Annotated in this window: 22 protein-coding genes; 8 read left to right on the top strand and 14 right to left on the bottom strand. The window is 57.8% G+C overall.

All coding sequences use genetic code 11. The features are described 5' to 3' along the window. Nucleotides 1-96 precede the first annotated feature (96 nt). The 4 genes from bioD to bioB are packed head-to-tail and all read right to left on the bottom strand — an operon-like array spanning nt 97 to nt 3,709. Entirely contained in the window at nt 97-783 is a 687-nt protein-coding gene (gene bioD, locus AL479_RS17080; RefSeq protein ID WP_061076920.1) for a dethiobiotin synthase, read from the bottom strand. Continuing rightward, entirely contained in the window at nt 776-1,531 is a 756-nt protein-coding gene (gene bioC, locus AL479_RS17075) for a malonyl-ACP O-methyltransferase BioC (RefSeq protein WP_061076919.1), read from the bottom strand. Before bioC ends, bioD begins: the two co-directional genes overlap by 8 nt. After that, entirely contained in the window at nt 1,515-2,672 is a 1,158-nt protein-coding gene (gene bioF / locus AL479_RS17070) for an 8-amino-7-oxononanoate synthase (protein WP_061076918.1), read from the bottom strand. Before bioF ends, bioC begins: the two co-directional genes overlap by 17 nt. After that, the gene (bioB, locus tag AL479_RS17065) at nt 2,669-3,709 is read right to left on the bottom strand and encodes a biotin synthase BioB (protein ID WP_061076917.1); all 1,041 of its coding nucleotides are present in this window, start codon (nt 3,707-3,709) and stop codon (nt 2,669-2,671) included. Before bioB ends, bioF begins: the two co-directional genes overlap by 4 nt. A 76-nt stretch (nt 3,710-3,785) precedes the next feature. Here bioB and bioA point away from each other — a divergent pair, with 76 nt between their 5' ends. Beyond that, complete coding sequence (gene bioA, locus AL479_RS17060) at nt 3,786-5,075, top strand: adenosylmethionine--8-amino-7-oxononanoate transaminase (RefSeq protein ID WP_061078000.1); 1,290 nt, start codon at nt 3,786-3,788, stop codon at nt 5,073-5,075. 58 nt (nt 5,076-5,133) lie between these two features. Then, a complete protein-coding gene (locus tag AL479_RS17055; protein WP_061076916.1) occupies nt 5,134-5,610 on the top strand; it encodes a kinase inhibitor in 477 nt (158 codons plus the stop codon). 65 nt (nt 5,611-5,675) lie between these two features. Here AL479_RS17055 and hutH read toward each other — a convergent pair whose 3' ends face one another. From hutH to hutI, 5 genes are all read right to left on the bottom strand, one after another. Then, nucleotides 5,676-7,196: a histidine ammonia-lyase gene (gene hutH / locus AL479_RS17050; RefSeq protein ID WP_105291774.1), complete on the bottom strand. Its 1,521-nt coding sequence runs from the start codon at nt 7,194-7,196 to the stop codon at nt 5,676-5,678. 1 nt (nt 7,197) lies between these two features. Continuing rightward, entirely contained in the window at nt 7,198-8,883 is a 1,686-nt protein-coding gene (gene hutU / locus AL479_RS17045; protein ID WP_061076915.1) for a urocanate hydratase, read from the bottom strand. 170 nt (nt 8,884-9,053) lie between these two features. After that, complete coding sequence (locus tag AL479_RS17040) at nt 9,054-9,779, bottom strand: histidine utilization repressor (RefSeq protein ID WP_061076914.1); 726 nt, start codon at nt 9,777-9,779, stop codon at nt 9,054-9,056. Between the two features lie 25 nt (nt 9,780-9,804). Beyond that, a complete protein-coding gene (gene hutG / locus AL479_RS17035; protein ID WP_061076913.1) occupies nt 9,805-10,746 on the bottom strand; it encodes a formimidoylglutamase in 942 nt (313 codons plus the stop codon). Beyond that, nucleotides 10,743-11,966 carry an imidazolonepropionase gene (gene hutI / locus AL479_RS17030; RefSeq protein ID WP_061076912.1) on the bottom strand — a complete coding sequence of 408 codons (1,224 nt, stop codon included), beginning with the start codon at nt 11,964-11,966 and terminating at the stop codon, nt 10,743-10,745. The genes hutG and hutI overlap by 4 nt, the downstream gene beginning before the upstream one ends. Before the next feature lie 223 nt (nt 11,967-12,189). Between hutI and AL479_RS17025 the strand changes: the two genes are divergently transcribed. Continuing rightward, complete coding sequence (locus AL479_RS17025) at nt 12,190-13,473, top strand: putative acyl-CoA thioester hydrolase (protein ID WP_061076911.1); 1,284 nt, start codon at nt 12,190-12,192, stop codon at nt 13,471-13,473. A gap of 67 nt (nt 13,474-13,540) precedes the next feature. Here AL479_RS17025 and pgl read toward each other — a convergent pair whose 3' ends face one another. Continuing rightward, nucleotides 13,541-14,536, bottom strand: coding sequence for a 6-phosphogluconolactonase (gene pgl / locus AL479_RS17020; RefSeq protein ID WP_061076910.1), 996 nt, complete (start codon nt 14,534-14,536; stop codon nt 13,541-13,543). A 174-nt stretch (nt 14,537-14,710) separates the two neighbouring features. Here pgl and AL479_RS17015 point away from each other — a divergent pair, with 174 nt between their 5' ends. After that, a complete protein-coding gene (locus AL479_RS17015) occupies nt 14,711-15,529 on the top strand; it encodes a pyridoxal phosphatase (protein WP_061076909.1) in 819 nt (272 codons plus the stop codon). Here AL479_RS17015 and modC read toward each other — a convergent pair whose 3' ends face one another. The 4 genes from modC to AL479_RS16995 form a co-directional block, all read right to left on the bottom strand. After that, the gene (modC, locus tag AL479_RS17010; RefSeq protein ID WP_061076908.1) at nt 15,530-16,588 is read right to left on the bottom strand and encodes a molybdenum ABC transporter ATP-binding protein ModC; all 1,059 of its coding nucleotides are present in this window, start codon (nt 16,586-16,588) and stop codon (nt 15,530-15,532) included. A gap of 2 nt (nt 16,589-16,590) precedes the next feature. After that, complete coding sequence (modB, locus tag AL479_RS17005) at nt 16,591-17,280, bottom strand: molybdate ABC transporter permease subunit (protein WP_043001320.1); 690 nt, start codon at nt 17,278-17,280, stop codon at nt 16,591-16,593. Then, on the bottom strand, nt 17,280-18,053 hold the full coding sequence (modA, locus tag AL479_RS17000) for a molybdate ABC transporter substrate-binding protein (protein ID WP_061076907.1): 774 nt from the start codon (nt 18,051-18,053) through the stop codon (nt 17,280-17,282). The genes modB and modA overlap by 1 nt, the downstream gene beginning before the upstream one ends. A gap of 233 nt (nt 18,054-18,286) precedes the next feature. Further along, a complete protein-coding gene (locus tag AL479_RS16995) occupies nt 18,287-18,436 on the bottom strand; it encodes an AcrZ family multidrug efflux pump-associated protein (protein ID WP_003023026.1) in 150 nt (49 codons plus the stop codon). A gap of 128 nt (nt 18,437-18,564) precedes the next feature. Here AL479_RS16995 and modE point away from each other — a divergent pair, with 128 nt between their 5' ends. From modE to scpB, 4 genes are all read left to right on the top strand, one after another. Beyond that, on the top strand, nt 18,565-19,353 hold the full coding sequence (gene modE / locus AL479_RS16990) for a molybdenum-dependent transcriptional regulator (protein WP_061076906.1): 789 nt from the start codon (nt 18,565-18,567) through the stop codon (nt 19,351-19,353). 192 nt (nt 19,354-19,545) lie between these two features. Next, on the top strand, nt 19,546-21,690 hold the full coding sequence (scpA, locus tag AL479_RS16985; RefSeq protein WP_105291773.1) for a methylmalonyl-CoA mutase: 2,145 nt from the start codon (nt 19,546-19,548) through the stop codon (nt 21,688-21,690). After that, nucleotides 21,683-22,678 carry a methylmalonyl Co-A mutase-associated GTPase MeaB gene (gene meaB / locus AL479_RS16980; RefSeq protein ID WP_061076905.1) on the top strand — a complete coding sequence of 332 codons (996 nt, stop codon included), beginning with the start codon at nt 21,683-21,685 and terminating at the stop codon, nt 22,676-22,678. The genes scpA and meaB overlap by 8 nt, the downstream gene beginning before the upstream one ends. Before the next feature lie 10 nt (nt 22,679-22,688). Further along, nucleotides 22,689-23,474, top strand: coding sequence for a methylmalonyl-CoA decarboxylase (gene scpB, locus AL479_RS16975; RefSeq protein WP_061076904.1), 786 nt, complete (start codon nt 22,689-22,691; stop codon nt 23,472-23,474). The last annotated feature ends 12 nt before the right edge of the window (nt 23,475-23,486 follow it).

Below are 23,486 nucleotides of genomic sequence, written 5' to 3'. Positions count from 1 at the left end.
CAGGGAGCACATAAAAAAAAATTATCGCTAAATTTTGATTTTTATCAGCTAAAGAAGTGCCCCTGGCAGGCGAGATCTTGCTCGCAATTTCGCCTTTTACTCACCCGTGAGTAAAGCGAGATCCAGATATTGTCCTGTGGCCGTATTTTCGGCTCCTGCCGCCAGCCACGGGATTTCGCCTAACAATGGCGCAGGGATGGCCCGCGTAAGCGTCGCCAGATACTCATGATGACGTTTTCCCGGCGGCGTGACGTCATTCGCCACCCACCCGACAAGCGGAAGTCCTGCCTGCTGTACCGCCTGCGCTGTCAGCATGGCATGGTTTATACACCCCAGCTTCACGCCGACGACCAGGATCACCGGTAAGCGCTCGCGCTGCACCCAGTCGGCGAAGGTAAAATCGTCCGCAAGCGGGGTAAACCAGCCGCCAGCGCCTTCCACCAGCAGCCACTCCGCCTGCGCGTCCAGCGCGCGCAGTCCGTCTGACATCACGTCAGCACGAATCGGCTTTCCTTCATCGGCGCTGATGATATGCGGTGAGGTGGGTTCCGCGAAGGTGTAGGGATTCACCGCCGCGTAGTCCAGCGTCAGACTGCTGTTGCGCTGAAGCGCCAGGGCGTCACTGTTGCGAAGTCCTTCTGGCGTCATGTCACTGCCTGATGCGACAGGTTTATAGCCAGCCGTCCGATAACCCAGACTGCGCGCCGCCTGTAGCAACGCGCAGCTGGCGACGGTTTTACCGACTTCCGTATCGGTACCGGTGACAAAATAACGTTTAGTCACGTGCAATCACTCCTGCAAAAAGATGGTAGGTCAGCGGATATTTCCCCTGCCGCTGCGGCCACGCCAGTTGAAGCTGCTGCAACTGCGAGCGGGTTAAGACGCGCGACTCGCGCCCCTCGTGCAAATGGGTCGCGCCGATGCCTTTCAGCGAGCGCATGGCGCTCAGGGCGTCATCAAACTCCAGCGTCAGAGAGATGGATTGATGATGTCCCTGCCAGTCGCGCATCGCCTCACACAGCGCCTCACAGGATAAAAAGCGGTTGCCATGCGCCCGCTCATCCACCGCGCGCCAGGCCTGATGAAGCTCCGGCAGCGAGTCCTGAGCCAGCGTGGTGAAGGCCACGCAGCCACCAGGGCGCACGACCCGATACAGTTCGCTCAGCGCCTGATGCAGACTGTCACACCATTGTACGGCCAGATTGCTCCAGGCCAGGTCAAACGTTGCGCTGGCTAACGGCAACGACTCAATGTCGCCGGCGAGATAGTGATGCGCCACGTCCTGACGACGCGCTTCGTCCAGCATGCGGGCAGAGAGATCCAGCGCGGTGACCTGACTCCCCAGCTCGCGCCAGTAGCGACTCAAACGCCCCGGCCCGCAGCCGGCATCCAGTACCTGTAAAAATGGGCGCTCCGGCAGTTGCGCCAGCAACGCGTCGGCGCTCAGGCGCTGCAATGTGGCGTGCTGCTCATAGTGCGCTGCCGCACGGCCAAACGCCGCCGCGACCGCCTGTTTATTCACCTGCCCCATGCAGCACCTCCAGCAATCGGTCGATATCCTCAGGCTCATGCGCCTGAGTTAACGTCAGTCGCAGACGGGCCGTCCCGGCGGGTACGGTCGGCGGACGGATCGCCGTGACCCAACACCCCTGACGGCGTAAGGTGTCCGCCAGCTGCAACGCGCGCACATTTTCGCCAACAATCAGCGGCTGGATGGCGCTGTGCGACTGCGCCAGCCTGAAATCGGCATGATTGATAGCCGATCTGAAGCGCTGGATCAGCGCAGTCAGTTTCTCCCTGCGTGCGTCACCTTCCTGGCTGCGAATCACCGAAAGCGACGCCTGTAACGCCATCGCCTGCGCGGGCGGCATGCTGGTGCTGTAAATCAGATGACGGGCGAACTGCAGCAGGTAATCGGCAACGCTTTCAGAGCACAGAATCGCCGCACCGCTGACGCCAAAACCTTTGCCGAACGTTACGACCAATAACGCCGGTTTTACCCCCTGCTGCCAGCAGCTCCCGCGTCCCTCTTCTCCACTGACGCCAATGCCGTGGGCATCATCCACCAGCAGCCAGGCATTACGCGCCTGCGCGGCCTGCTGAATGTCCACAAGCGGCGCGTTGTCGCCATCCATGCTGAATACGCCTTCGGTCACCACCAGTTGTCGCCCAGAACAGGGGGCGTCAAGCAGGCGCGCGAGATGCGAGGCGTCGTTATGGGTAAAGCGGCGAAGCTGCGCCGGGCTAAGACTGGCCGCTTCCAGCAGCGAAGCATGGCTGAGACGGTCAGCGACAATCCGGTCATCCTTTTCCATCAGCGCGGTAATCACCGCCTGGTTTGCGGCGAAACCCGAGATAAACAGCAACGCGCGCGGATAGCCCAGCCAGTCGGCCAGTTCCTCTTCCAGTTGCTGATGGGCAATGGAATAACCGCTGACGTGACCCGAGCCGCCGCTGCCGACGCCAAACCGCTCCGCTCCCTGCTGCCAGGCGCGAAGGATATGCGGATGGTGACTCAAGCCCAGATAATCATTGCTGGAGAAATTGAGATAGCGCTGGTCATTCGTCTCCAGCCAGCGACCGGCTCCCTGCGCGACCGCGTAACGTCGGCGCAAAGTATCCGCCGAACGACGCGCCGCCAGCGCATCGTCGATTTTGTGTTGCCAGGTCATACGGCAGCCGCGTTGTAGTAATCGTCGGTATCTGGCGTCAGCAGCGCCTGCTCCAGACGCGCACGCTGCTCGTTATCCCCGGCGAGCACCGCCGTTTGCTTCGGGTTCAGCCCCAGCTTATGGAAAAGCTGGAGGTCTTTGTCCTCTTCCGGGTTTGGCGTGGTGAGCAGTTTGCAGCCGTAGAAAATAGAGTTGGCGCCAGCCATAAAGCACATGGCCTGCGTTTGCTCATTCATCTGCTCGCGACCGGCGGACAGGCGCACATACGAGGTCGGCATCATGATGCGCGCCACGGCAATGGTGCGAATAAAATCAAATGCGTCGACGTCATCGTTATCTGCCAGCGGCGTGCCTTTTACCTTCACCAGCATATTGATCGGCACACTTTCCGGCGGGGTCGGCAGGTTTGCCAGTTGCAGGAGCAGCCCGGCGCGGTCGGTCACCGTTTCGCCCAGACCGACGATGCCACCGGAACAGACTTTGATCCCGGCCTCGCGCACTTTATCCAGCGTGTCGAGCCGCTCCTGGTAGGAACGGGTGGTGATGATGTTGCCGTAAAATTCCGGCGAGGTGTCGAGGTTGTGGTTGTAATAGTCCAGCCCCGCCTCCGCCAGCCGTTGCGCCTGCGATTCATCGAGCGTGCCAAGCGTCATGCAGGCTTCCAGCCCCAGCGCTTTCACCCCCTGAACCATCTGCTGCAAATACGGCATGTCGCGCTCGTGCGGGTTCTTCCACGCCGCGCCCATGCAGAAACGGATAGAGCCGGCGTTCTTCGCCTGGCGCGCCGACTCCAGCACCTGCTCAACTTCCATCAGCCGCTCAGATTCTAGACCGGTTTTATAGCGCGAACTTTGCGGACAATATTTGCAGTCTTCCGGGCAGGCGCCGGTTTTGATCGACAACAGCGTGCTGACCTGTACCTGGCGAGGATCGAAATGCTGACGGTGGATTTGCTGTGCCTCGAACAGCAGATCCAGCAGCGGTTTTTCAAATAATTCGGTGACTTGCGACAGCGTCCAGCGAGAATGAGTGGTCATAATTTTATACTTTTTGTGGTGATAAAGGTGTAGACTTGTAAACCTAAAACTTTTTAATTTGGTTTACAAGTCGATTATGACAACGGACGATATCACTTTTGATCAGCGCCACATCTGGCACCCCTACACCTCTATGACGTCTCCGCTGCCGGTCTATCCTGTTGAACGGGCCGAGGGCTGCGAACTGATTTTATCCAGCGGTGAGCGCCTGATTGATGGCATGTCGTCGTGGTGGGCCGCGATTCACGGCTACAACCATCCGCAGCTCAATGCCGCGATGAAAACGCAGATTGACGCCATGTCGCATGTGATGTTCGGCGGGATCACTCATGCCCCCGCCGTCAACCTGTGCCGTAAACTGGTCGCCATGACGCCCGCGTCGCTGGAGTGCGTGTTCCTCGCCGATTCCGGTTCCGTCGCGGTGGAAGTGGCGATGAAAATGGCGCTGCAATACTGGCAGGCTAAAGGGGAATCCCGTCAGCGCTTCCTGACGTTCCGTAACGGCTATCACGGCGATACCTTCGGCGCGATGTCGGTCTGCGATCCAGACAACTCCATGCACAGCCTGTGGAAGGGCTATCTGCCGGAAAACCTGTTTGCCCCTGCTCCGCAAAGCCGAATGGACGGCGAGTGGGATGAGCGCGATATGGTGGCCTTCGCGCGCCTGATGGCCGCGCATCGCCATGACATTGCGGCAGTGATTCTCGAGCCGATTGTTCAGGGGGCAGGCGGTATGCGGATGTACCATCCGGAGTGGCTGCGCCGCATCCGCAAAATGTGCGACCGCGAAGGCATTCTGCTGATTGCTGATGAAATCGCCACCGGATTTGGCCGCACGGGCAAACTGTTTGCCTGCGAACACGCCGGGATCGCGCCCGACATTCTGTGTCTGGGTAAAGCGCTGACCGGCGGGACGATGACCCTCTCCGCCACCCTGACCACCCGCCAGGTAGCGGAAACCATCAGCAACGGCGAGGCGGGTTGTTTCATGCATGGCCCAACGTTTATGGGCAATCCGCTGGCCTGCGCGGTAGCGACCGCCAGCCTGTCACTACTGGAATCCGGCGACTGGCAGGCGCAGGTCTCGGCCATTGAAACCCAGTTACGCCAGGAACTCGCCCCGGCGCTGGCGTCACCATGGGTGGCTGATGTCCGCGTGCTGGGGGCGATTGGCGTGGTGGAGACGATGCATCCGGTTAATATGGCGGCCCTGCAGAAATTCTTTGTGCGACAGGGAGTGTGGATCCGCCCGTTTGGCAAGCTTATCTACCTGATGCCGCCGTATCTCATCCAGCCAGAGCAACTGCGCCGTCTGACGCAGGCCGTGAACGAAGCTGTGCGCGACGAAACATTTTTTAACGCGTAATTAACGGTAAGCTGTGCGGTTTCTGGTTACACTTTTTGGCGAGAATTAAGGAGAGTGCATGAAATTAATCAGCAACGATCTGCGCGATGGGGATAAGCTTCCCCAGCGCCATGTCTTCAACGGTATGGGCTATGACGGCGACAACCTTTCTCCGCACCTGGCCTGGGATGAGGTGCCTGCCGGAACGAAGAGTTTCGTGGTGACCTGTTTCGACCCCGATGCGCCAACCGGCTCTGGCTGGTGGCACTGGGTCGTCGCCAATATTCCTGCCGACATCCGCGTACTGCCGCAGGGCTTTGGTTCCGGACTGGTTGCGCTGCCAGATGGCGTTATCCAGACGCGAACCGATTTCGGTAAAGCGGGCTATGGCGGCGCGGCGCCGCCAAAAGGCGAAACCCACCGCTATATCTTTACCGTTCATGCGCTGGATGTGGACAGGATTGACGTCGATGAAGGTGCCAGCGGCGCGATGGTCGGATTTAACGTCCATTTCCACTCGCTCGCCAGCGCCTCGATTACCGCAATGTTCAGTTAAGCGTCTTATCCGGCCTACGGGAGGGATTCGTAGGCCGGATAAGCGTTAGCGCCATCCGGCGCTGTTCAGAGAAATTCCGGCACGAGCTGCAGCAAGGCCCCCTGCGCCAGCAATTCTGTCGCACACTCAATATCCGGGGCGAAGAAACGGTCCTGGGTATAATGCGCGACCTGCTCACGCAATACCGTTCGCGCCTGCTCCAACAGCGGACTTGACGTTAATCCCTCGCGCAAATCGATCCCCTGACACGCAGCCAGCCATTCGACGGCCAGCACGCCGCGAGTATTCGCCGCCATTTCCCATAACCTGCGCCCTGCCGCGGGTGCCATCGAGACATGATCTTCCTGATTCGCCGACGTTGGCAGGCTGTCCACGCTGTGCGGATGCGCCAGCGCTTTGTTCTCGCTGGCGAGCGCCGCCGCCGTCACCTGGGCAATCATAAAGCCAGAGTTCACGCCACCGTTTTTGACCAGAAAAGGCGGCAACTGCGACATATGCTTATCCATCATCAGCGCAATTCGACGTTCGGACAACGCGCCAATTTCGGCAATCGCCAGCGCCAGATTATCTGCCGCCATCGCCACCGGTTCAGCGTGGAAATTACCGCCTGAGATGACGTCCCCCTGCTCAGCAAAAACCAGCGGATTATCAGAGACCGCATTGGCTTCCGCCAGCAGTACGTCCATCACCTGGCGCATCTGCGTCAGACACGCGCCCATCACCTGCGGCTGACAGCGCAGAGAATACGGGTCCTGCACCTTTTCACAATTGTGGTGCGACGCCGACAGCGCGCTGGTCTCCGTCAATACATGGCGATACAGCGCCGCCGCGTCGATCTGCCCACGCTGCCCGCGCGCGGCGTGAATACGCGCATCAAATGGACGGCGGGACCCTAACACCGCTTCGGTGGTTAACGATCCGCACATGACAGCCGACGCAAACAGCTCTTGTGCTTCAAACAGTCCGCGCAACGCAAACGCCGTCGACGCCTGTGTGCCGTTAAGCAGCGCCAGCCCTTCTTTCGCCGCCAGCGTAATTGGTTCCAGCCCGGCTTTTTTTAACGCTTCCGTCGCCGGTAACCATTCCCCCTGCCAACGCGCCTTTCCTTCACCCAGCAGCGTGAGCGACATGTGGGCCAGCGGCGCTAAATCACCTGAGGCGCCTACCGATCCTTTCGCCGGAATGTGCGGCCAGACTTCGGCGTTAACCAGCGCAATCAGCGCCTCTATCACGCTAAGACGAATACCGGAGAAGCCGCGCGCAAGGCTGTTTATCTTCAGCACCATGATCAGGCGCACCAGCGCATCATCTAAGGCATCACCCACGCCTGCCGCATGCGACAGCACCAGCGAACGTTGCAGGTTTTGCAGATCCTCATCGGCGATGCGCGTCTGCGCCAGCAGACCAAAGCCGGTGTTAATGCCGTAGGCCGTGCGCCCCTCAGCGACAATCGTGTTGACGCAGGCCACACTGGCGTTAATGCCATCAATCGCGCTGGCGTCGAGGCGCAGTTTAACCGGCTGCTGCCAGATCGCACGCAGCTGTGAAAAGCTCAGATGGCCCGGCGTTAAGGTCATGGTATTCATATCAGCGTTTCCCCTGCGTTGCCGCAACCATCGGTAGATTCAGCCCCTGTTCCACGGCGCACGCCACGGCAATGTCGTAGCCCGCATCCGCATGACGCATTACGCCGGTCGCCGGATCGTTATGCAGTACGCGGGTAATTCGCTCGGCGGCTTCATCGCTACCGTCACAGACAATGACCATCCCGGCGTGCTGTGAGAAGCCCATTCCCACACCGCCGCCGTGATGCAGCGATACCCAGGTCGCCCCGCTGGCCGTGTTGAGCAGCGCATTGAGCAGCGGCCAGTCGGATACCGCGTCAGAACCGTCGCGCATCGCTTCGGTTTCGCGGTTGGGGCTGGCGACAGAGCCGGAGTCCAGGTGGTCGCGACCGATCACAATTGGCGCCGACACTTCCCCCTTGCGCACCATTTCGTTGAACGCCAGGCCGAGTTTTTGCCGCCATTCGAGACCCACCCAGCAGATACGCGCTGGCAGCCCCTGAAAATTAATGCGCTCCCGCGCCATGTCCAGCCAGCGGTGGAGATGTTCGTCATCCGCCACGATCGCTTTCACTTTGGCGTCGGTTTTATAAATATCCTGCGGATCGCCGGAAAGGGCCACCCAGCGAAACGGCCCGATGCCGCGGCAGAACAGCGGGCGAATATAGGCCGGTACGAAACCAGGAAAGGCGAAGGCATTATCCACGCCCATCTCTTTCGCCATCTGACGAATATTGTTGCCATAATCGAACGTTGGTACGCCCATGTCGTTGAACGCCAGCATGGCCTCGACGTGCTTTGCCATCGAGTGCTTCGCGGCCTCTACCGTTCCCTGCGGATCGGAAAGCGCTTTTTGCTGGTAGGTTTCCCAGTCCCAGCCGGAAGGTAGATACCCGTGCAGGGGATCGTGGGCGCTGGTCTGGTCGGTGACCATGTCCGGACGCACACCGCGCTTCACCAGTTCGGGCACCACATCCGCCGCATTGGCGCACAGGGCAATCGATACGGCTTGACCTTCGCGGGTATATTTTTCGATACGCACCAGCGCGTCATCAAGAGACGTCGCCTGTTCATCGACATAACGGGTGCGCAGGCGGAAATCGATACGGCTCTGCTGACATTCAATATTCAGGGAACAGGCGCCTGCCAGCGTCGCCGCCAGTGGCTGCGCGCCTCCCATGCCGCCGAGCCCGGCGGTTAACACCCAACGCCCGCGCAGGTTGCCGTCGTAGTGCTGCCGTCCCGCTTCAACGAACGTTTCATAGGTGCCCTGCACAATTCCCTGACTGCCGATATAGATCCAGCTTCCGGCCGTCATCTGACCGTACATCGCCAGCCCTTTCGCATCCAGTTCGTTGAAATGCTCCCAGGTCGCCCAGTGAGGCACGAGGTTGGAGTTGGCGATCAGCACGCGCGGGGCGTTCTGGTGGGTTCTGAACACGCCAACCGGTTTACCGGACTGAACCAGCAGCGTTTCGTCCTCTTCCAGTTGAGTCAGGGCGTTGACAATCGCGTCATAGCATTCCCAGTTACGGGCCGCGCGGCCTATACCGCCGTACACCACCAGCTCATGTGGGTTCTCAGCGACATCGGGGTCCAGGTTGTTCATTAACATGCGCAGTGGCGCTTCGGTCAGCCAGGATTTGGCCGTCAGCGTTGTCCCTCGCGGGGCGCGGATATCTTGCTGACGATACTTGCTATGAGACATAACAACGACTCCTCACGGGCATGCCGGAAAAGGTTTATCCGGCAAATGGAATGATCGGGTGTGAGGTAAATATATACTTGTCTATACAAGACATAACAAGACGCCATTTAACAAATAAGATACATTTTTGTTATATTGCGTCAGCAATCACGCTTTTCAGTCCGCGCGATTCAGGAGGAGAAATGGCCCTGCAAGCGGTAACGAGACCCCGGGAAGAGCAACCGCGCGTGAGAAACGATCTGCGTGGCGGACCAGGTGGTACGACGAATGAGTAAACAAGGATCGGTCTCGCCGATGTCGAGTAAAGCGCACTCTTCTGTCGTGGCGCGCACCGCTTCAACAATGTGCTCCCCTTCCGTCAGCGGGGCAATCAACGACAGATATGCATGCGGCGTGGTCTGGCTGTAATCCTGCGCCAGATACTCCGGTACAATGTCGGCATTCACACAGCGATCTTCAATCTGTACCGGCTGGTCGTTTTCAAAATGTACCATCACAGAATGATAAATCGCCGTGCCTTCCGTCACCTTCAGCGCCGCTGCCTGCCGCGCATTGGCCGGTTTCTTTTCCAGAATCAGCACCTCGCAATGATGCCGATGCGCCCGTGCGGCGATTTCATCGGCAATACTGCGAATTTCAAACAGCGCGGACTGGCCTTTCGGCTCCGCGACAAAGGTTCCCACGCCCTGCAGGCGCACCAGCATCCCTTCGTCGGTCAGTTCACGCAGCGCCCGGTTGATGGTCATCCGGCTGAAGCCGTACTTTGCCACCAGCTCCGCCTCCGACGGAATACGATCGTGCGGCTGCCAGACGCCGCTGGCGATCTTTTCGCTAATCTCGCGTTTAACCGTCTCATAGAACGGCGCGGGAGCAGAACGAGGGCGAGAGAGTGTCATGGGAATGTTTTACCTTATCAATCAATTACTGCCACCAGTGGGCGATTTGCCAGCCAAGCCGCGCCGCCACGCGTGCCGACTTGCCATCATTATCAAAGCGCGGATTAAATTCAACCAAATCCACCGCCTGGAGCTTACCGCTGCGGCAAACAGGTTCAATCAATTTCAGCAGGGTCGCCAACGGCACGCCCAGCGCCGCAGACGCCGATACGGCAGGCATCTCTCCAGCCGGCAGGACGTCGAGATCGACGGTCAGATAGAGTTTATCCACCTCACGGATAAACGCCGCCAGTTGAGCATGGGCTTCATTACACTGTAAATCTTCCACCACCAGCACGTTGCGCTTGTGCGCCTCATCCCACAACGCCTGGGTATTTGCCGCCCGGCTGACGCCGATACACGCATAGCGGAACTCACGCTGCTGCTGGTCGCAAAGCTGCGCCAGTTGACGAAACGGCGTGCCAGAGGTTGCCCGCCCGGCGTTGCGCAGATCCAGATGCGCGTCGAGATTAATGATCCCTACCCGCTCGCCAGGGAATGCATCGAAAATACCCGCCCCATGACCAAACGCCGTTTCGTGCCCGCCGCCAAGGACGAAGGTGCGCATCCCCGCGTGCTGACATTGACAGACCGCATCACGTAACGCCTGCTGCGCCCCTTCCAGATCCGTCGTAGGAGCCAGCAGGTTCCCCATATCCACCAGTCGCTCATGTCCCGCGTGACTCGCCAGGTTAGCCAGCGCTGAACGCAACGCGTCCGGCGCGCCGGCGGCGCCAGGACGCCCATGATTACGCTTGACCCCCTCATCGCAGGCAAAGCCGATCAGCGCGATCCTGTCACGGTATCGCTCTGGCGAAAATGTCAGGCTGCGTGTGATCGTCTGAAACAGACGCAGCGCGTTTGCGGCTTCGCCGCTGTCATCTCGCCCCCGCCACAGGTCAGGGGCAGCCGCTTCCCATTGCGTCATGTGATTTGTCCTCGAAATATGCGTTGATATAGCGGGTTGCGCCCAGGTTCATAGAGGATCTCCACCGGGTTTTGCGCATCCCAGACGTTAAAATCGGCAACGTAACCCGCCTTCAACTGTCCGTGCGTCGCCTGGCGGCCCAGCGCCTGAGCGGCATGACGGGTGACGCCCGCCCATGCCTCCTCCGGCGTCAGTCCGAACTGCACGCAGGCCATGTTCATCGCCAAATGCAGGCTGATAAAGGGGCTGGTGCCGGGGTTGAAATCGGTCGCTACCGCCATTGGCACCTGATAACGGCGCAGCAACTCAACGGGCGGGCGCTGCGTCTCTTTGAGGAAATAGAACGCCCCCGGTAGCAGTACGCCAACGGTGCCGCTGTGACGCATCGCGACCACGCCCGCTTCATCAAGATACTCAATGTGATCCGCAGAAAGCCCATGATAGCGGCTGACCAATTGCGCTCCGCCAAGCAGAGACAACTGCTCGACATGCCCTTTGACCGGAATGCCCGCCGCCTGCGCCGCGCGCAATACCCGCTCGCTTTGTGCCAGGGTAAACCCCACGCTCTCACAGAACAGATCGACCGCTTCAAACAGCCCCTTTTCCCATAGCTGCGGCAGTATCGTTTCGCAGACGTGGGTGATATAGCCGTCAGGATTGTCCCGATACTCAACCGGCACGGCATGCGCCGCCAGCAGCGTGGGGCTGATTTCGATAAGATTTTCTTCGGCCAGGCGGGCCGCGACGCGCAGCATCTTTTCTTCGGCTGTCGCATTCAGGCCATAGCCGGATTTCACTTCCAGCAGGGTCACGCCCTCGCGCATCAGACGCGCGATCCGCGCCTGTGCAGAGGCAAAGAGCGCCTCCTCCGTCGCGGCACGCGTCGCCGTCACGGTGGCATTAATACCGCCGCCCTGCGCGCTAATCTGCTGATAAGAGACGCCATTCAACCGTTGCTCCCACTCGCTGGCACGGTTGCCGCCGAACACCAGGTGGGTGTGACAGTCAATCAACCCTGGCGTCACCAGACGTCCTTGAAGGTCATGCGTATTGGCGTGCGCAGTCGGGAGAGACGCCTCCGGTACAATCGCCAGCACGCGCCCCTCACGGATAATCAACGCATGATGGTCCAGCAGGCCATACGGCGCCGTCTGCGCCGGATCGAGCGTCGCCAGACGGAGGTTTCGCCAGAGCGTATCATCAGGTAACAGGTGTTGCATGCCCTCTCCAACTTGTCTTAGGTTGTATAGACATTTATTTGAGATCGCACGCGGGAAGTCAATCATCCCGGGCAAAAATGTTACTTAATTGTGACTTTGACGGTACCCGAATCCACGAGGAGTGGTTTAAAAAACAACTTTTTAGCTTTTCACCTTCCTGTTTTGCTCAACTTAGTATAAAAAAGCAGGCTTCAATGGATACTTTTATAGCCCGGAGCAACTCGTGAACACATCATCAGTTTCCCGTCTGGCGCTGGCACTGGCTTTTGGCGTGACGCTGACCGCCTGTAGCTCTACCCCGCCGGATCAAATTCCTTCCGATCAAACCGCGCCAGGAACCTCCTCGCGCCCGATTTTATCGGCGAATGAAGCGCAGAATTTTGTCGCTAAAAACTATTTTTCTTCCCTGACGCCGAACACCGCACCGTGGACGCCATCTTCAATTTCTCTGCCTGCGCAGCCTGACTTTGTGGTCGGACCGGCCGGTACGCAGGGCGTTACCCACACCACCATCCAGGCGGCGGTGGATGCGGCGATCACCACGCGCACCAACAAACGTCAGTACATTGCGATTATGCCGGGTGAGTATCAGGGAACCGTCTATATCCCTGCGGCGCCAGGTAGCCTGACGCTGTACGGAACGGGTGAGAAACCGCTGGACGTGAAGATTGGCGCGGCAATTGACGGTGAAATGAGCACCGCTGACTGGCGTCATACGGTGAATCCGGGCGGGAAATATATGCCTGGCAAACCGGCCTGGTACATGTTTGACAACTGCCAGAGCAAACGCGGCGCGAATATCGGCGTGATGTGTTCAGCGGTATTGTGGTCACAGAATAATGGCCTGCAGTTGCAGAATCTGACCGTTGAAAACAATCTCGGCGATAGCGTGGATGCGGGCAACCATCCGGCCGTTGCGCTGCGCACCGACGGTGACAAAGTTCAGATCAATAATGTGAACATTCTGGGCCGCCAGAACACCTTCTTTGTAACCAACAGCGGCGTGCAGAACCGTCTGGAAAATGATCGCCAGCCGCGTACGCTGGTGACCAACAGCTATATCGAAGGCGATGTGGATATCGTTTCCGGTCGCGGCGCAGTGGTGTTCGATAACACCGACTTCCGCGTAGTGAACTCGCGTACTCAGCAGGAAGCGTACGTCTTCGCCCCGGCAACGCTGTCGAACATTTATTACGGTTTCCTCGCCACCAACAGCCGCTTTACCGCCGCCGGTGACGGCGTGGCGCAGTTGGGCCGCGCGCTGGATGTCGATGGCAACACCAACGGTCAGGTCGTGATCCGCGATAGCGTGATTAACGAAGGCTTTAACATGGCACAGCCGTGGGCTGACGCAGTGATCTCTAAACGTCCTTTCGCGGGCAATACCGGCGCGAAGGATGATAAAGGCGAAACCCAGCGTAACCTGAACGACACCAACTTTAACCGCATGTGGGAATACAATAACCGCGGTGTGGGCAGCAAAGTGGTGACTGCGCCGAAGCAGTAAGCATAAAAAAACCGGCATCCTGCGATGCCGGTTGTTCTTTTACCGGTTGGTTAAAAAACTATTCCAGTTAATACGCGTTAACCACCACCCACATCGGGCCCTGGCCTACCGCATAACGTCCCTTCTCCGTTAACAGCCCCTGCTCACCGGCAATCTCGTACACCGCGATATGGTGTGACTTCTGCCCGGCAGCAATCAGGTATTTCCCGCTATGGTCAACATTGAAACCACGCGGCTGCGTTTCGGTTGGCTGGAAGCCCTCTTTGGTCAGCACGCTGCCATCTTCTGAAACGCTAAACACGGTAATCAGGCTGGCGGTACGGTCACAGGCATACAGGTGACGACCATCCGGCGTAATGTGAATGTCCGCTGCCCAGCGGGTGTCGGAGAAATCAGCCGGCATCATGTCCAGTGTTTGCACGCATTTGATATCACCGTGCGGATCTTTCAGTTCCCAGACGTCCACAGAGCTGTTGAGCTCGTTGACGCAGTACGCATATTGCTGATTCGGGTGGAACGCCATATGGCGCGGACCGGCCCCTTCAACGGTGGTCACTTCCGCTGGCTCTTGCGCCACCAGCTTACCGTCATCGCTGAGGGTAAACAGGCAGATACGATCCTGCTTCAGCGCAGGCACCCACAGAGTACGGTTATCCGGGGAGATATTGGCGGAGTGACAGCCATCCATCCCTTCCACCACATCCACAACCCCGACCGGCAGGCCGTCTTCCAGACGGGTGACGCTGACGTTACCCGCGTTATAGGAGCCAACGAAAACGAAACGGCCGTGATGATCGGTAGAAATGTGCGTCGGGCTGCCCGGTAGCGCGGATTCTGCGGCAAACGTCAGCGCCCCATCATCCGGCGCAATCCGGTAAGCCAGTACACGGAATTCAGGACGCACGCCCACGTAGAGATAACGTTTATCCGGGCTGACCACCATCGGCTGAACCTGCCCGGGCACATCAACCACCTGTACCAGCGTCAACGCGCCATCATGATTCAGGCTCCAGACATGGATCTGTTGGCTTTCAGGGCTGGCGGTATAAACGGTTTGCTTCATGAATGCTCCTCTGCTTTAGGCAACTGGCTGCAATAATGGAATACAGCTTAACGTAGTCGCTTTTAACGGTGAATGCTGAATCTATACTAGGGTATACGCACAAAATTTTGCCTGCTCCCCGTCCCGGTGTACCATTCAGGCAGACAAAATTTCAATGTTAATCGGGATGACGATATGACCGCTCGCGTGATTGCCCTGGATTTAGATGGAACCCTGCTGACCCCGCAAAAAACCCTGCTCCCCTCATCTGTCGAAGCGCTGTCGCGCGCCAGAGAGGCAGGCTACCAACTTATCATCGTCACCGGGCGTCATCACGTCGCAATTCATCCTTTTTATCAGGCACTGGCGCTGGATACACCTGCAATTTGCTGTAATGGTACCTATTTGTATGATTATCACGCAAAAAACGTTCTCGCAGCCGATCCCTTGCCGGTTAACCAGGCGCTACAGCTTATTACGCTGCTGGAAGCGCATCAGATTCACGGCCTGATGTACGTGGATGACGCCATGCTGTATGAGCATCCGACCGGCCATGTCCTTCGCACATCAAACTGGGCGCAGACGCTGCCGCCGGAACAGCGCCCGGTCTTCACCCAGGTGCCTTCACTGGCGCAGGCGGCGCACAATGTCAACGCGGTGTGGAAATTCGCCCTGACAGACGAAGACATCCCTAAACTGCAGCAATTTGGCAAACATGTCGAAGAGCAGTTGGGCCTTGAGTGCGAGTGGTCCTGGCACGATCAGGTCGATATCGCCCGTCAGGGTAACAGCAAAGGCAAACGCCTGACCGAGTGGGTTGAATCTCAGGGCGGGTCGATGGAAAACGTGATTGCCTTTGGGGATAACTACAACGACATCAGTATGCTGGAAGCGGCTGGCACTGGCGTGGCGATGGGCAATGCTGACGACGCAATCAAAGCGCGCGCCAACGTCGTTATCGGCGATAACACCACCGACAGCATTGCGAAGTTCATCTATAGCCAGCTGTTGTAATCAGGCGGTTATCGACACGCTCTTAATCTGCGCGTACAGCCAGAGGCCAGGTTTGATCCCCAGTTCATCCCTGGCCCAGGGGCTAATGCGCGCCCACAGCGTTTTACCCCCCACCTCAAGCTGAACTTCCACCTGCCCGTTATCGTCGTAGCAGTGGATCACCTTCGCTCGCAGGATATTGCGGATACTGGTCTGCTGCGGCGGCTGCAGCACCAGCGAGACATCCGACGCCTGAATGCGAATGCGCAGCGAGGCCTGCAGCGGCTCATTGAGCTTATTGACCCATAGATGCTGGTCACCCAGCGCCAGCGCCGTCATCGCGTAATGCGGATGATGCTCCAGCACGCTCACTTTCAGGATGCTGCTCTGCTGTTCTTTCGGCAGCCATGGATGCATCACGCTGCTGCTCCAGACCTCTTCCAGCGCGCCAAATGCCTTCACCTGACCGTCTTCCAGCACCATCACGTTATCGGCCAGATGGAGAATTTCGTCGAGCGAGTGACTGACGTAGAGCATGGGAATGTTGATCTCCCGCGCCAGACGTTGCAGATAGGGCAACAGTTCGCGCTTACGCGGAATGTCCAGCGAGGCGAGCGGTTCATCCAGCAGCAGCAGTTCCGGCGCGGTCAGCAGCGCCCGGCCAATCGCCACACGTTGTTTTTCACCGCCGGAGAGACCGCCCGGCAGTCTGTCGAGCAGAGGCTCAATACCCAATAGCGCCACCAGCTTATCGAACTGGCCGGCCATGCTTTTCGCCATGCCGTAACGCAGATTACCGCGCACTTTATAATGGGGAAACAGGCGCGCATCCTGAAAAACGTAGCCTATCCGGCGCTTTTCCGGGGTCAGACAGATACGCTTTTCCGTGTCGTTCAGCACCCGTCCGTTGAGTACAATGCGCCCTTTCTGCGGTCGCGTCAGGCCACTGATCGCATTGATGAGCGAGGTTTTTCCGGAACCGGAGACGCCAAAAATCGCGGTGATACCGCTGGCGGGCAGCGTTTCGTTAAGCGAGACGCAGTGGGTCCCCAGCGTCTGGGAGAAATTGAGTTCCAGCATAATTATCGCCCCGTCCGCTCACGGCTTAGCCGCGCCAGCCATTCAGAAATTAACAGTGAAATCAGCGCCAGTACGATAGAGATAAGGCACAATCTCGCCGCTGCGCTTTCACCGCCCGGCGTCTGAATCAGGGTATACATCGCCGAAGGAATGGTGCGCGTTTCGCCGGGAATATTGGAAACAAAGGTAATCGTCGCGCCAAACTCGCCGAGCGAGCGGGCAAACGCCAGTACCGTCCCGACAATAATGCCAGGCAGCGTCAGCGGAAGAGTAATCGTGAAGAAGACGCGCCAGCGCCCCGCGCCCAGCGTCCGGGCGGCTTGCTCCAGCTTAAGGTCCACCCCTTCCAGCGCAAGCCGGATAGCACGCACCATCAGTGGAAAAGACATCACTGCCGCCGCCAGTACCGCGCCGCGCCAGCTGAAGGCAAAGGTTATGCCAAACCAGTCGTACAGCCACTGGCCGATAAACCCGCGCCGTCCCATCGAGACCAGCAGCAGATAACCGACCACCACCGGCGGTAATACCAATGGCAGATGCAGTACGCTATCCAGCAAGGCTTTGCCCGGGAAAGTGCAGCGCACCAACAGCCAGGCAAAGAAGATCCCAAACGGCAAACTAAACAACACGGCCAGGGAAGACACTTTCAGGCTCAGAAGAACGGCCTGCCATTCGGGATCGGTCAATATCATTACTTGGTCGTAAATCCGTAACGTTTAAAGATTTCAGCAGCCTGCGGTCCTTTCAGGTAATCATAGAACGCGCTGACCGTGGCGTTTTTATGTCCATCAACAATCGCGATGGGGTACTCCACTTTTTTGTGCGAATCTTCCGGGAAGGTGGCCACGACTTTAACGCCTTTACTGGCAACCGCGTCAGAGCCGTAAACGATGCCCAACGGCGCTTCGTTACGCTCGACCAGCGCCAGCGCGCCGCGCACATCTTCCGCCGGCGCCAGTTTCGGTGACAGCGTCTCCCAGGCCCCCAGTTTCTGCAGCGCTTCTTTCGCGTAGATCCCCGCCGGAACGTGTTCCGGGTCGCCTACCGCCAGACGTCCACCGTTCAGCAGCGTCGTCCAGTTGGTTTTGCTGTCAATCGTAAAATCTTTCTGCTCACTGGCTTTTGGCGCAACCACCACGAGGCTGTTGCCCAGCAGCGTCTGACGCGTTGCGGTATCAATCGATTTCTTATCTACCGCGTAGTCCATCCATTTCTGATCGGCAGAAATGAACAGATCCGCTGGCGCACCGGCTTCGATCTGACGAGCCAGCGTTGAAGACGACGCAAAAGAGGAGACCACGTCGACATTCTTCTCTTTTTTGTACTCTGCCGCGATATCCTGCATTGCATTGGTCAATGACGCCGCGGCAAATACCGTGATTTTCCCTTCATCCGCCAGCGTTTGTCCGGCAACCGTCAGTGATAATGTTGCCCCAGCAAACAAGCGTAACCATGTACGAGCCATCTGTAACTCCTTACGAGTATCGTTATGTAGACGCAAATATAACGACAAAGCAACGATTTTCCCAGAAGTTATTGATACCACTAAGAGGTTACGCAAAGAAAATATCGGCAGGGATGAGGAGAACTTGAGAAACAATCCTAATGGGGTGCGGGCTGCATTGAGGCGCAACCAACAAAGATACGGTCTGAAAGATGAGAAAACAAAAACGCCCGACTGAGCGGGCGTTTGGGAAATCAATGATTCTGTCTGGACTGGTCTTTCTGACCGATACCGGAGAAAATGTTGAACACTTCACCGAGACCGTAAATCAGACCCAGGATGATGGCCATCACCACAGGTACCATGATTACGGCGAATACCAGACTTTTCAATAACTCTAACATGGTCAACTCCTGATATAGTCCTTGTAGTATTCTAACCGCATCACTGAGAAAAGCACTCCCCTTTTGTGCGGTCGGCTTTGCGTCTCTGCGGTTTTCCGTCACAATAACCTTTTTGCCAGGATCTTGTTATGCAAGCCGAAATCCTTCTTACCCTGAAACTTCAGCAAAAACTGTTCGCCGACCCCCGACGCATCTCTTTGCTCAAGCACATTGCGCTTTCCGGTTCCATTAGTCAGGGCGCGAAAGACGCAGGCATCAGCTATAAGAGCGCCTGGGACGCCATCAATGAAATGAATCTTCTCAGCGAACAAACGCTGGTCGAGCGTGCGACAGGCGGTAAAGGCGGCGGCGGCGCGGTGTTAACCCGCTACGGTCAGCGTCTGATCCAACTCTACGATCTGCTGGCGCAGATTCAGCAAAAAGCCTTCGATGTTTTAAGCGACGATGACGCGCTGCCGCTCAATAGCCTGCTGGCGGCCATCTCGCGTTTTTCCCTGCAGACCAGTGCGCGCAACCAGTGGTTTGGCACCATTACCGCCCGCGATCGCGATCAGGTGCAGCAGCATGTCGATGTCCTGTTGGCCGATGGTGAAACGCGACTGAAAGTGGCCATCACTGCCCAGAGCGGCGAGCGTTTAGGGCTTGATGAAGGCAAAGAGGTACTTGTGCTGCTGAAAGCGCCGTGGGTGGGAATTACCCAGGATGACGCCATCGCCCAGGCCGCGGATAACCAGCTCCAGGGCATTATCAATCATATTGAACGCGGCACAGAGCAGTGTGAAGTATTGATGACGCTACCGGACGGTCAGATACTGTGCGCCACCGTGCCGGTAGACGACGCCGCGTCGCTGAACGAAGGTGCGAATGTGACAGCGTATTTCAATGCCGACAGAGTGATTCTCGCAACGTTGTGCTAGGTATCCCTACCTCGGTTATAACGGCGGGATGTTACCCGCCGTTATTTTTTCTTTGAAATTCATTACAAGATGAATAATTCCACCCGGCAAAAAACGACGCATCGTTGGCTATTTTTTGCTGGCGACAGGGGACATTAAAAAGCTCATCGTACCCGCAATACCCTCTTTTTATTGCGGAATACGGAGCAAAAAATGTCAGATTTACCGGAGTGGCAGGCACTTGCCAACAAGGAGCTCAGCCGGCGGAATAAAACCGTCGAGTCGCTGGTCACACAGACAGCGGAAGGCATTGCCATCAAACCGCTGTACACCGAAGCCGACCTCGACAAACTGGAAGTCACCGGCACCCTTCCCGGCCTGCCGCCTTACGTTCGCGGCCCACGCGCCACCATGTACACCGCGCAACCGTGGACCATTCGTCAGTACGCTGGCTTCTCTACCGCCAAAGAATCTAACGCGTTCTATCGGCGTAACCTCGCCGCTGGGCAGAAAGGCCTTTCTGTCGCCTTCGATCTCGCCACCCACCGTGGCTATGATTCCGATAATCCACGCGTCGCAGGCGATGTCGGGAAGGCTGGCGTGGCGATCGATACCGTTGAAGACATGAAGGTACTGTTCGACCAGATCCCACTGGATAAGATGTCGGTATCGATGACCATGAACGGCGCGGTGCTGCCAGTGATGGCGTTTTATATCGTGGCGGCTCAGGAGCAAGGCGTGTCGCCGGAACAGCTAACCGGCACCATTCAGAACGATATTCTGAAAGAGTACCTGTGTCGTAACACTTACATTTACCCGCCGAAACCCTCCATGCGCATTATTGCCGACATCATCGCCTGGTGTTCGGGCAACATGCCGCGCTTTAATACCGTCAGCATCAGCGGCTACCATATGGGCGAAGCGGGCGCCAACTGCGTACAGCAGGTCGCTTTTACCCTGGCGGATGGTATTGAATACATCAAAGCCGCCCTTTCTGCCGGGCTGAACATTGATGACTTTGCGCCCCGCCTTTCATTCTTCTTTGGCATCGGCATGGATCTGTTCATGAACGTCGCCATGCTGCGCGCGGCGCGTTATCTGTGGAGCGAAGCGGTGAGCGATTTCGGCGCAACCGACCCGAAATCGTTAGCTCTTCGTACCCACTGCCAGACTTCCGGCTGGAGCCTGACCGAACAGGATCCCTATAACAACGTAATCCGTACTACTATCGAAGCACTCGGCGCCACGCTTGGCGGCACCCAGTCACTCCATACCAACGCCTTTGACGAAGCTCTCGGTCTGCCCACCGACTTTTCTGCCCGCATCGCGCGTAACACGCAGATCATCCTGCAGGAAGAATCAGAAATCTGCCGCACCGTGGATCCGCTGGCTGGCTCCTACTATGTGGAATCGTTAACTGACCACATTGTTAAACAGGCGCGGGCCATCATCCAGCAGATCGACGACGCGGGCGGGATGGCAAAGGCTATCGAAGCCGGGCTACCGAAACGGATGATTGAAGAGGCGTCTGCTCGCGAACAATCACTGATCGACCAGGGCAAGCGCGTCATTGTCGGCGTCAACAAATACAAGCTGGAAAAAGAAGACGACACGACCGTCCTGGAGATCGACAACGTCAAGGTGCGCAACGAGCAGATCGCCTCCCTGACGCGGATCCGCGCGAGCCGCGATGATGCCGCCGTTCACGCGGCGCTGGCGGCGTTGACCCACGCCGCATTGCATAATGAGAACCTGTTGGCCGCCGCTGTGAACGCCGCACGCGTCCGCGCCACGCTGGGTGAGATCTCCGACGCGCTGGAGTCGGCGTTTGACCGTTATCTGGTGCCAAGCCAGTGCGTCACCGGCGTGATTGCGCAGAGCTACCATCAGTCCAACCAATCGGCCAGCGAATTTGATGCCATCGTGGCGCAAACAGAACAGTTCCAGGAAGACAGCGGTCGTCGTCCGCGCATTTTGATCGCCAAAATGGGTCAGGATGGTCACGATCGCGGCGCAAAAGTGATCGCCAGCGCCTATTCCGATCTCGGTTTCGATGTCGATCTCAGCCCGATGTTTTCCACTCCGGAAGAGATCGCCCGCCTGGCGGTGGAAAATGATGTACACGTCGTCGGCGCCTCCTCGCTGGCGGCCGGTCACAAAACGCTCATCCCTGAACTGATCGACGCGTTGAAAAAATGGGGACGCGACGATATCTGCGTGGTCGCAGGCGGCGTGATTCCCCCTCAGGACTATGCCTTCCTGGAGGAGCGTGGCGTGGCGGCCATTTATGGCCCCGGCACACCGATGCTGGAAAGCGTACGCGACGTACTGAAGCGGATAAGTCAGCATCATGATTAGCGAATCCACGCTGACTGACACCGTGCGGCGATTGCGCCAGGCAGAGCGGGCCACGCTCGCCCAGGCCATGACGCTGATTGAAAGTCAGCACCCTCGTCACCAGGCGCTGAGCGCACAACTGCTGGATGCCATTATGCCTTTCACCGGCAACGCGCTGCGTCTGGGGATCACTGGCACGCCGGGGGCAGGAAAAAGCACTTTTCTGGAGGCTTTCGGCACGCGACTGATCCGCGACGGACTGCGCGTGGCGGTGATTGCCGTCGACCCCAGCAGCCCGATCAGCGGCGGCAGCATTCTTGGCGACAAAACGCGAATGACCGAACTGGCGCGATCGGATGCCGCCTTCATCCGCCCGGCCCCCTCCCGCGGCCATCTGGGCGGTGCCTGTCTGCATGCGCGAGAGCTGGGGCTGTTGTGCGAAGCGGCGGGCTTCGACGTTGTGATTATTGAAACCGTCGGCGTTGGACAATCGGAAACAGAAATCGCCCAGATCGTGGACTGCTTTGTGTCGTTACAGATAGCTGGCGGCGGCGACGACCTGCAGGGCATCAAAAAAGGGATCATGGAAATGGCAGACTTGATTGTCATCAACAAGGATGACGGGGAAAACCATAACCGTGTCGCTATCGCCCGCCATATGTACGAAAGCGCACTGCATATAGTGCGGCATAAATATGCCGAGTGGCAGCCGCAGGTATTGACCTGTAGCGCGCTGGAAAAACGCGGGATTGACGAGGTCTGGCAGACCATCTGCGATTTCAGAACACAGATGACCTCCAGCGGGCGACTGCAACAGGTACGCCAGTTGCAGGAAATTGACTGGTTGCAAAAGCAGACAGAAGCCGAGGCGTTGCGGCTGCTGTTCTCCCGTGACGACTTCGACCGCTACTACCACCTGACGCAGCAGGCCGTCAAAAACAACCGTCTCTCGCCGCGCGCTGGCCTTCAGCGAATCCGCGAATACCTTCAGAATCATTACTTTTCATAAAGAGAAAAATATGCCTTATCAATACGTTAACGTTGTTATCATCCGTAAAGTGGCGGTCATTGAGTTCAACTATGCCCGCAAACTGAACGCCCTGAGCAAAGTCTTTATTGACGATCTCATGCTGGCGCTCAGCGATCTCAATCGCCCGGATATTCGCTGTATTATCCTGCGAGCCCCCAGCGGCGCGAAGGTCTTCTCCGCCGGTCATGACATTCATGAACTGCCCGCCGGACGGCGCGATCCGCTCTCTTATGACGATCCGCTGCGCCAGATCACCCGTATGATTCAGAAGTACCCCAAACCGGTGATCTCCATGGTCGAAGGCAGCGTCTGGGGAGGCGCGTTTGAGATGATCATGAGCTCCGATCTGATCATCGCCGCCAGTACCTCCACGTTCTCCATGACCCCGGTTAACCTTGGCGTTCCGTACAATCTGGTCGGGATCCACAACCTGACCCGCGATGCGGGTTTCCATATCGTCAAAGAGCTGATCTTCACCGCGTCCCCTATCACCGCGCAGCGCGCGATGGCGGTCGGCATTCTCAACCATGTCGTCGCCGCCGAAGAGCTGGAGGATTTCACGTTGCAGATGGCGCACCATATCTCGGAAAAAGCGCCGCTGGCTATTGCCGTGATCAAGGAAGAGCTACGCGTACTTGGCGAAGCGCACACCATGAATTCCGATGAGTTCGAACGTATTCAGGGGATGCGCCGCGCCGTTTACGATAGCGAAGATTATCAGGAAGGGATGAACGCGTTTATGAATAAACGTAAACCCAATTTTGTGGGCCATTGATACCGGGAAGGG

The sequence above is a fragment of the Citrobacter amalonaticus genome (assembly GCF_001559075.2).
GTDB lineage: Bacteria > Pseudomonadota > Gammaproteobacteria > Enterobacterales > Enterobacteriaceae > Citrobacter_A > Citrobacter_A amalonaticus_F.
This window is presented reverse-complemented; position numbering and strand designations above follow the sequence as displayed.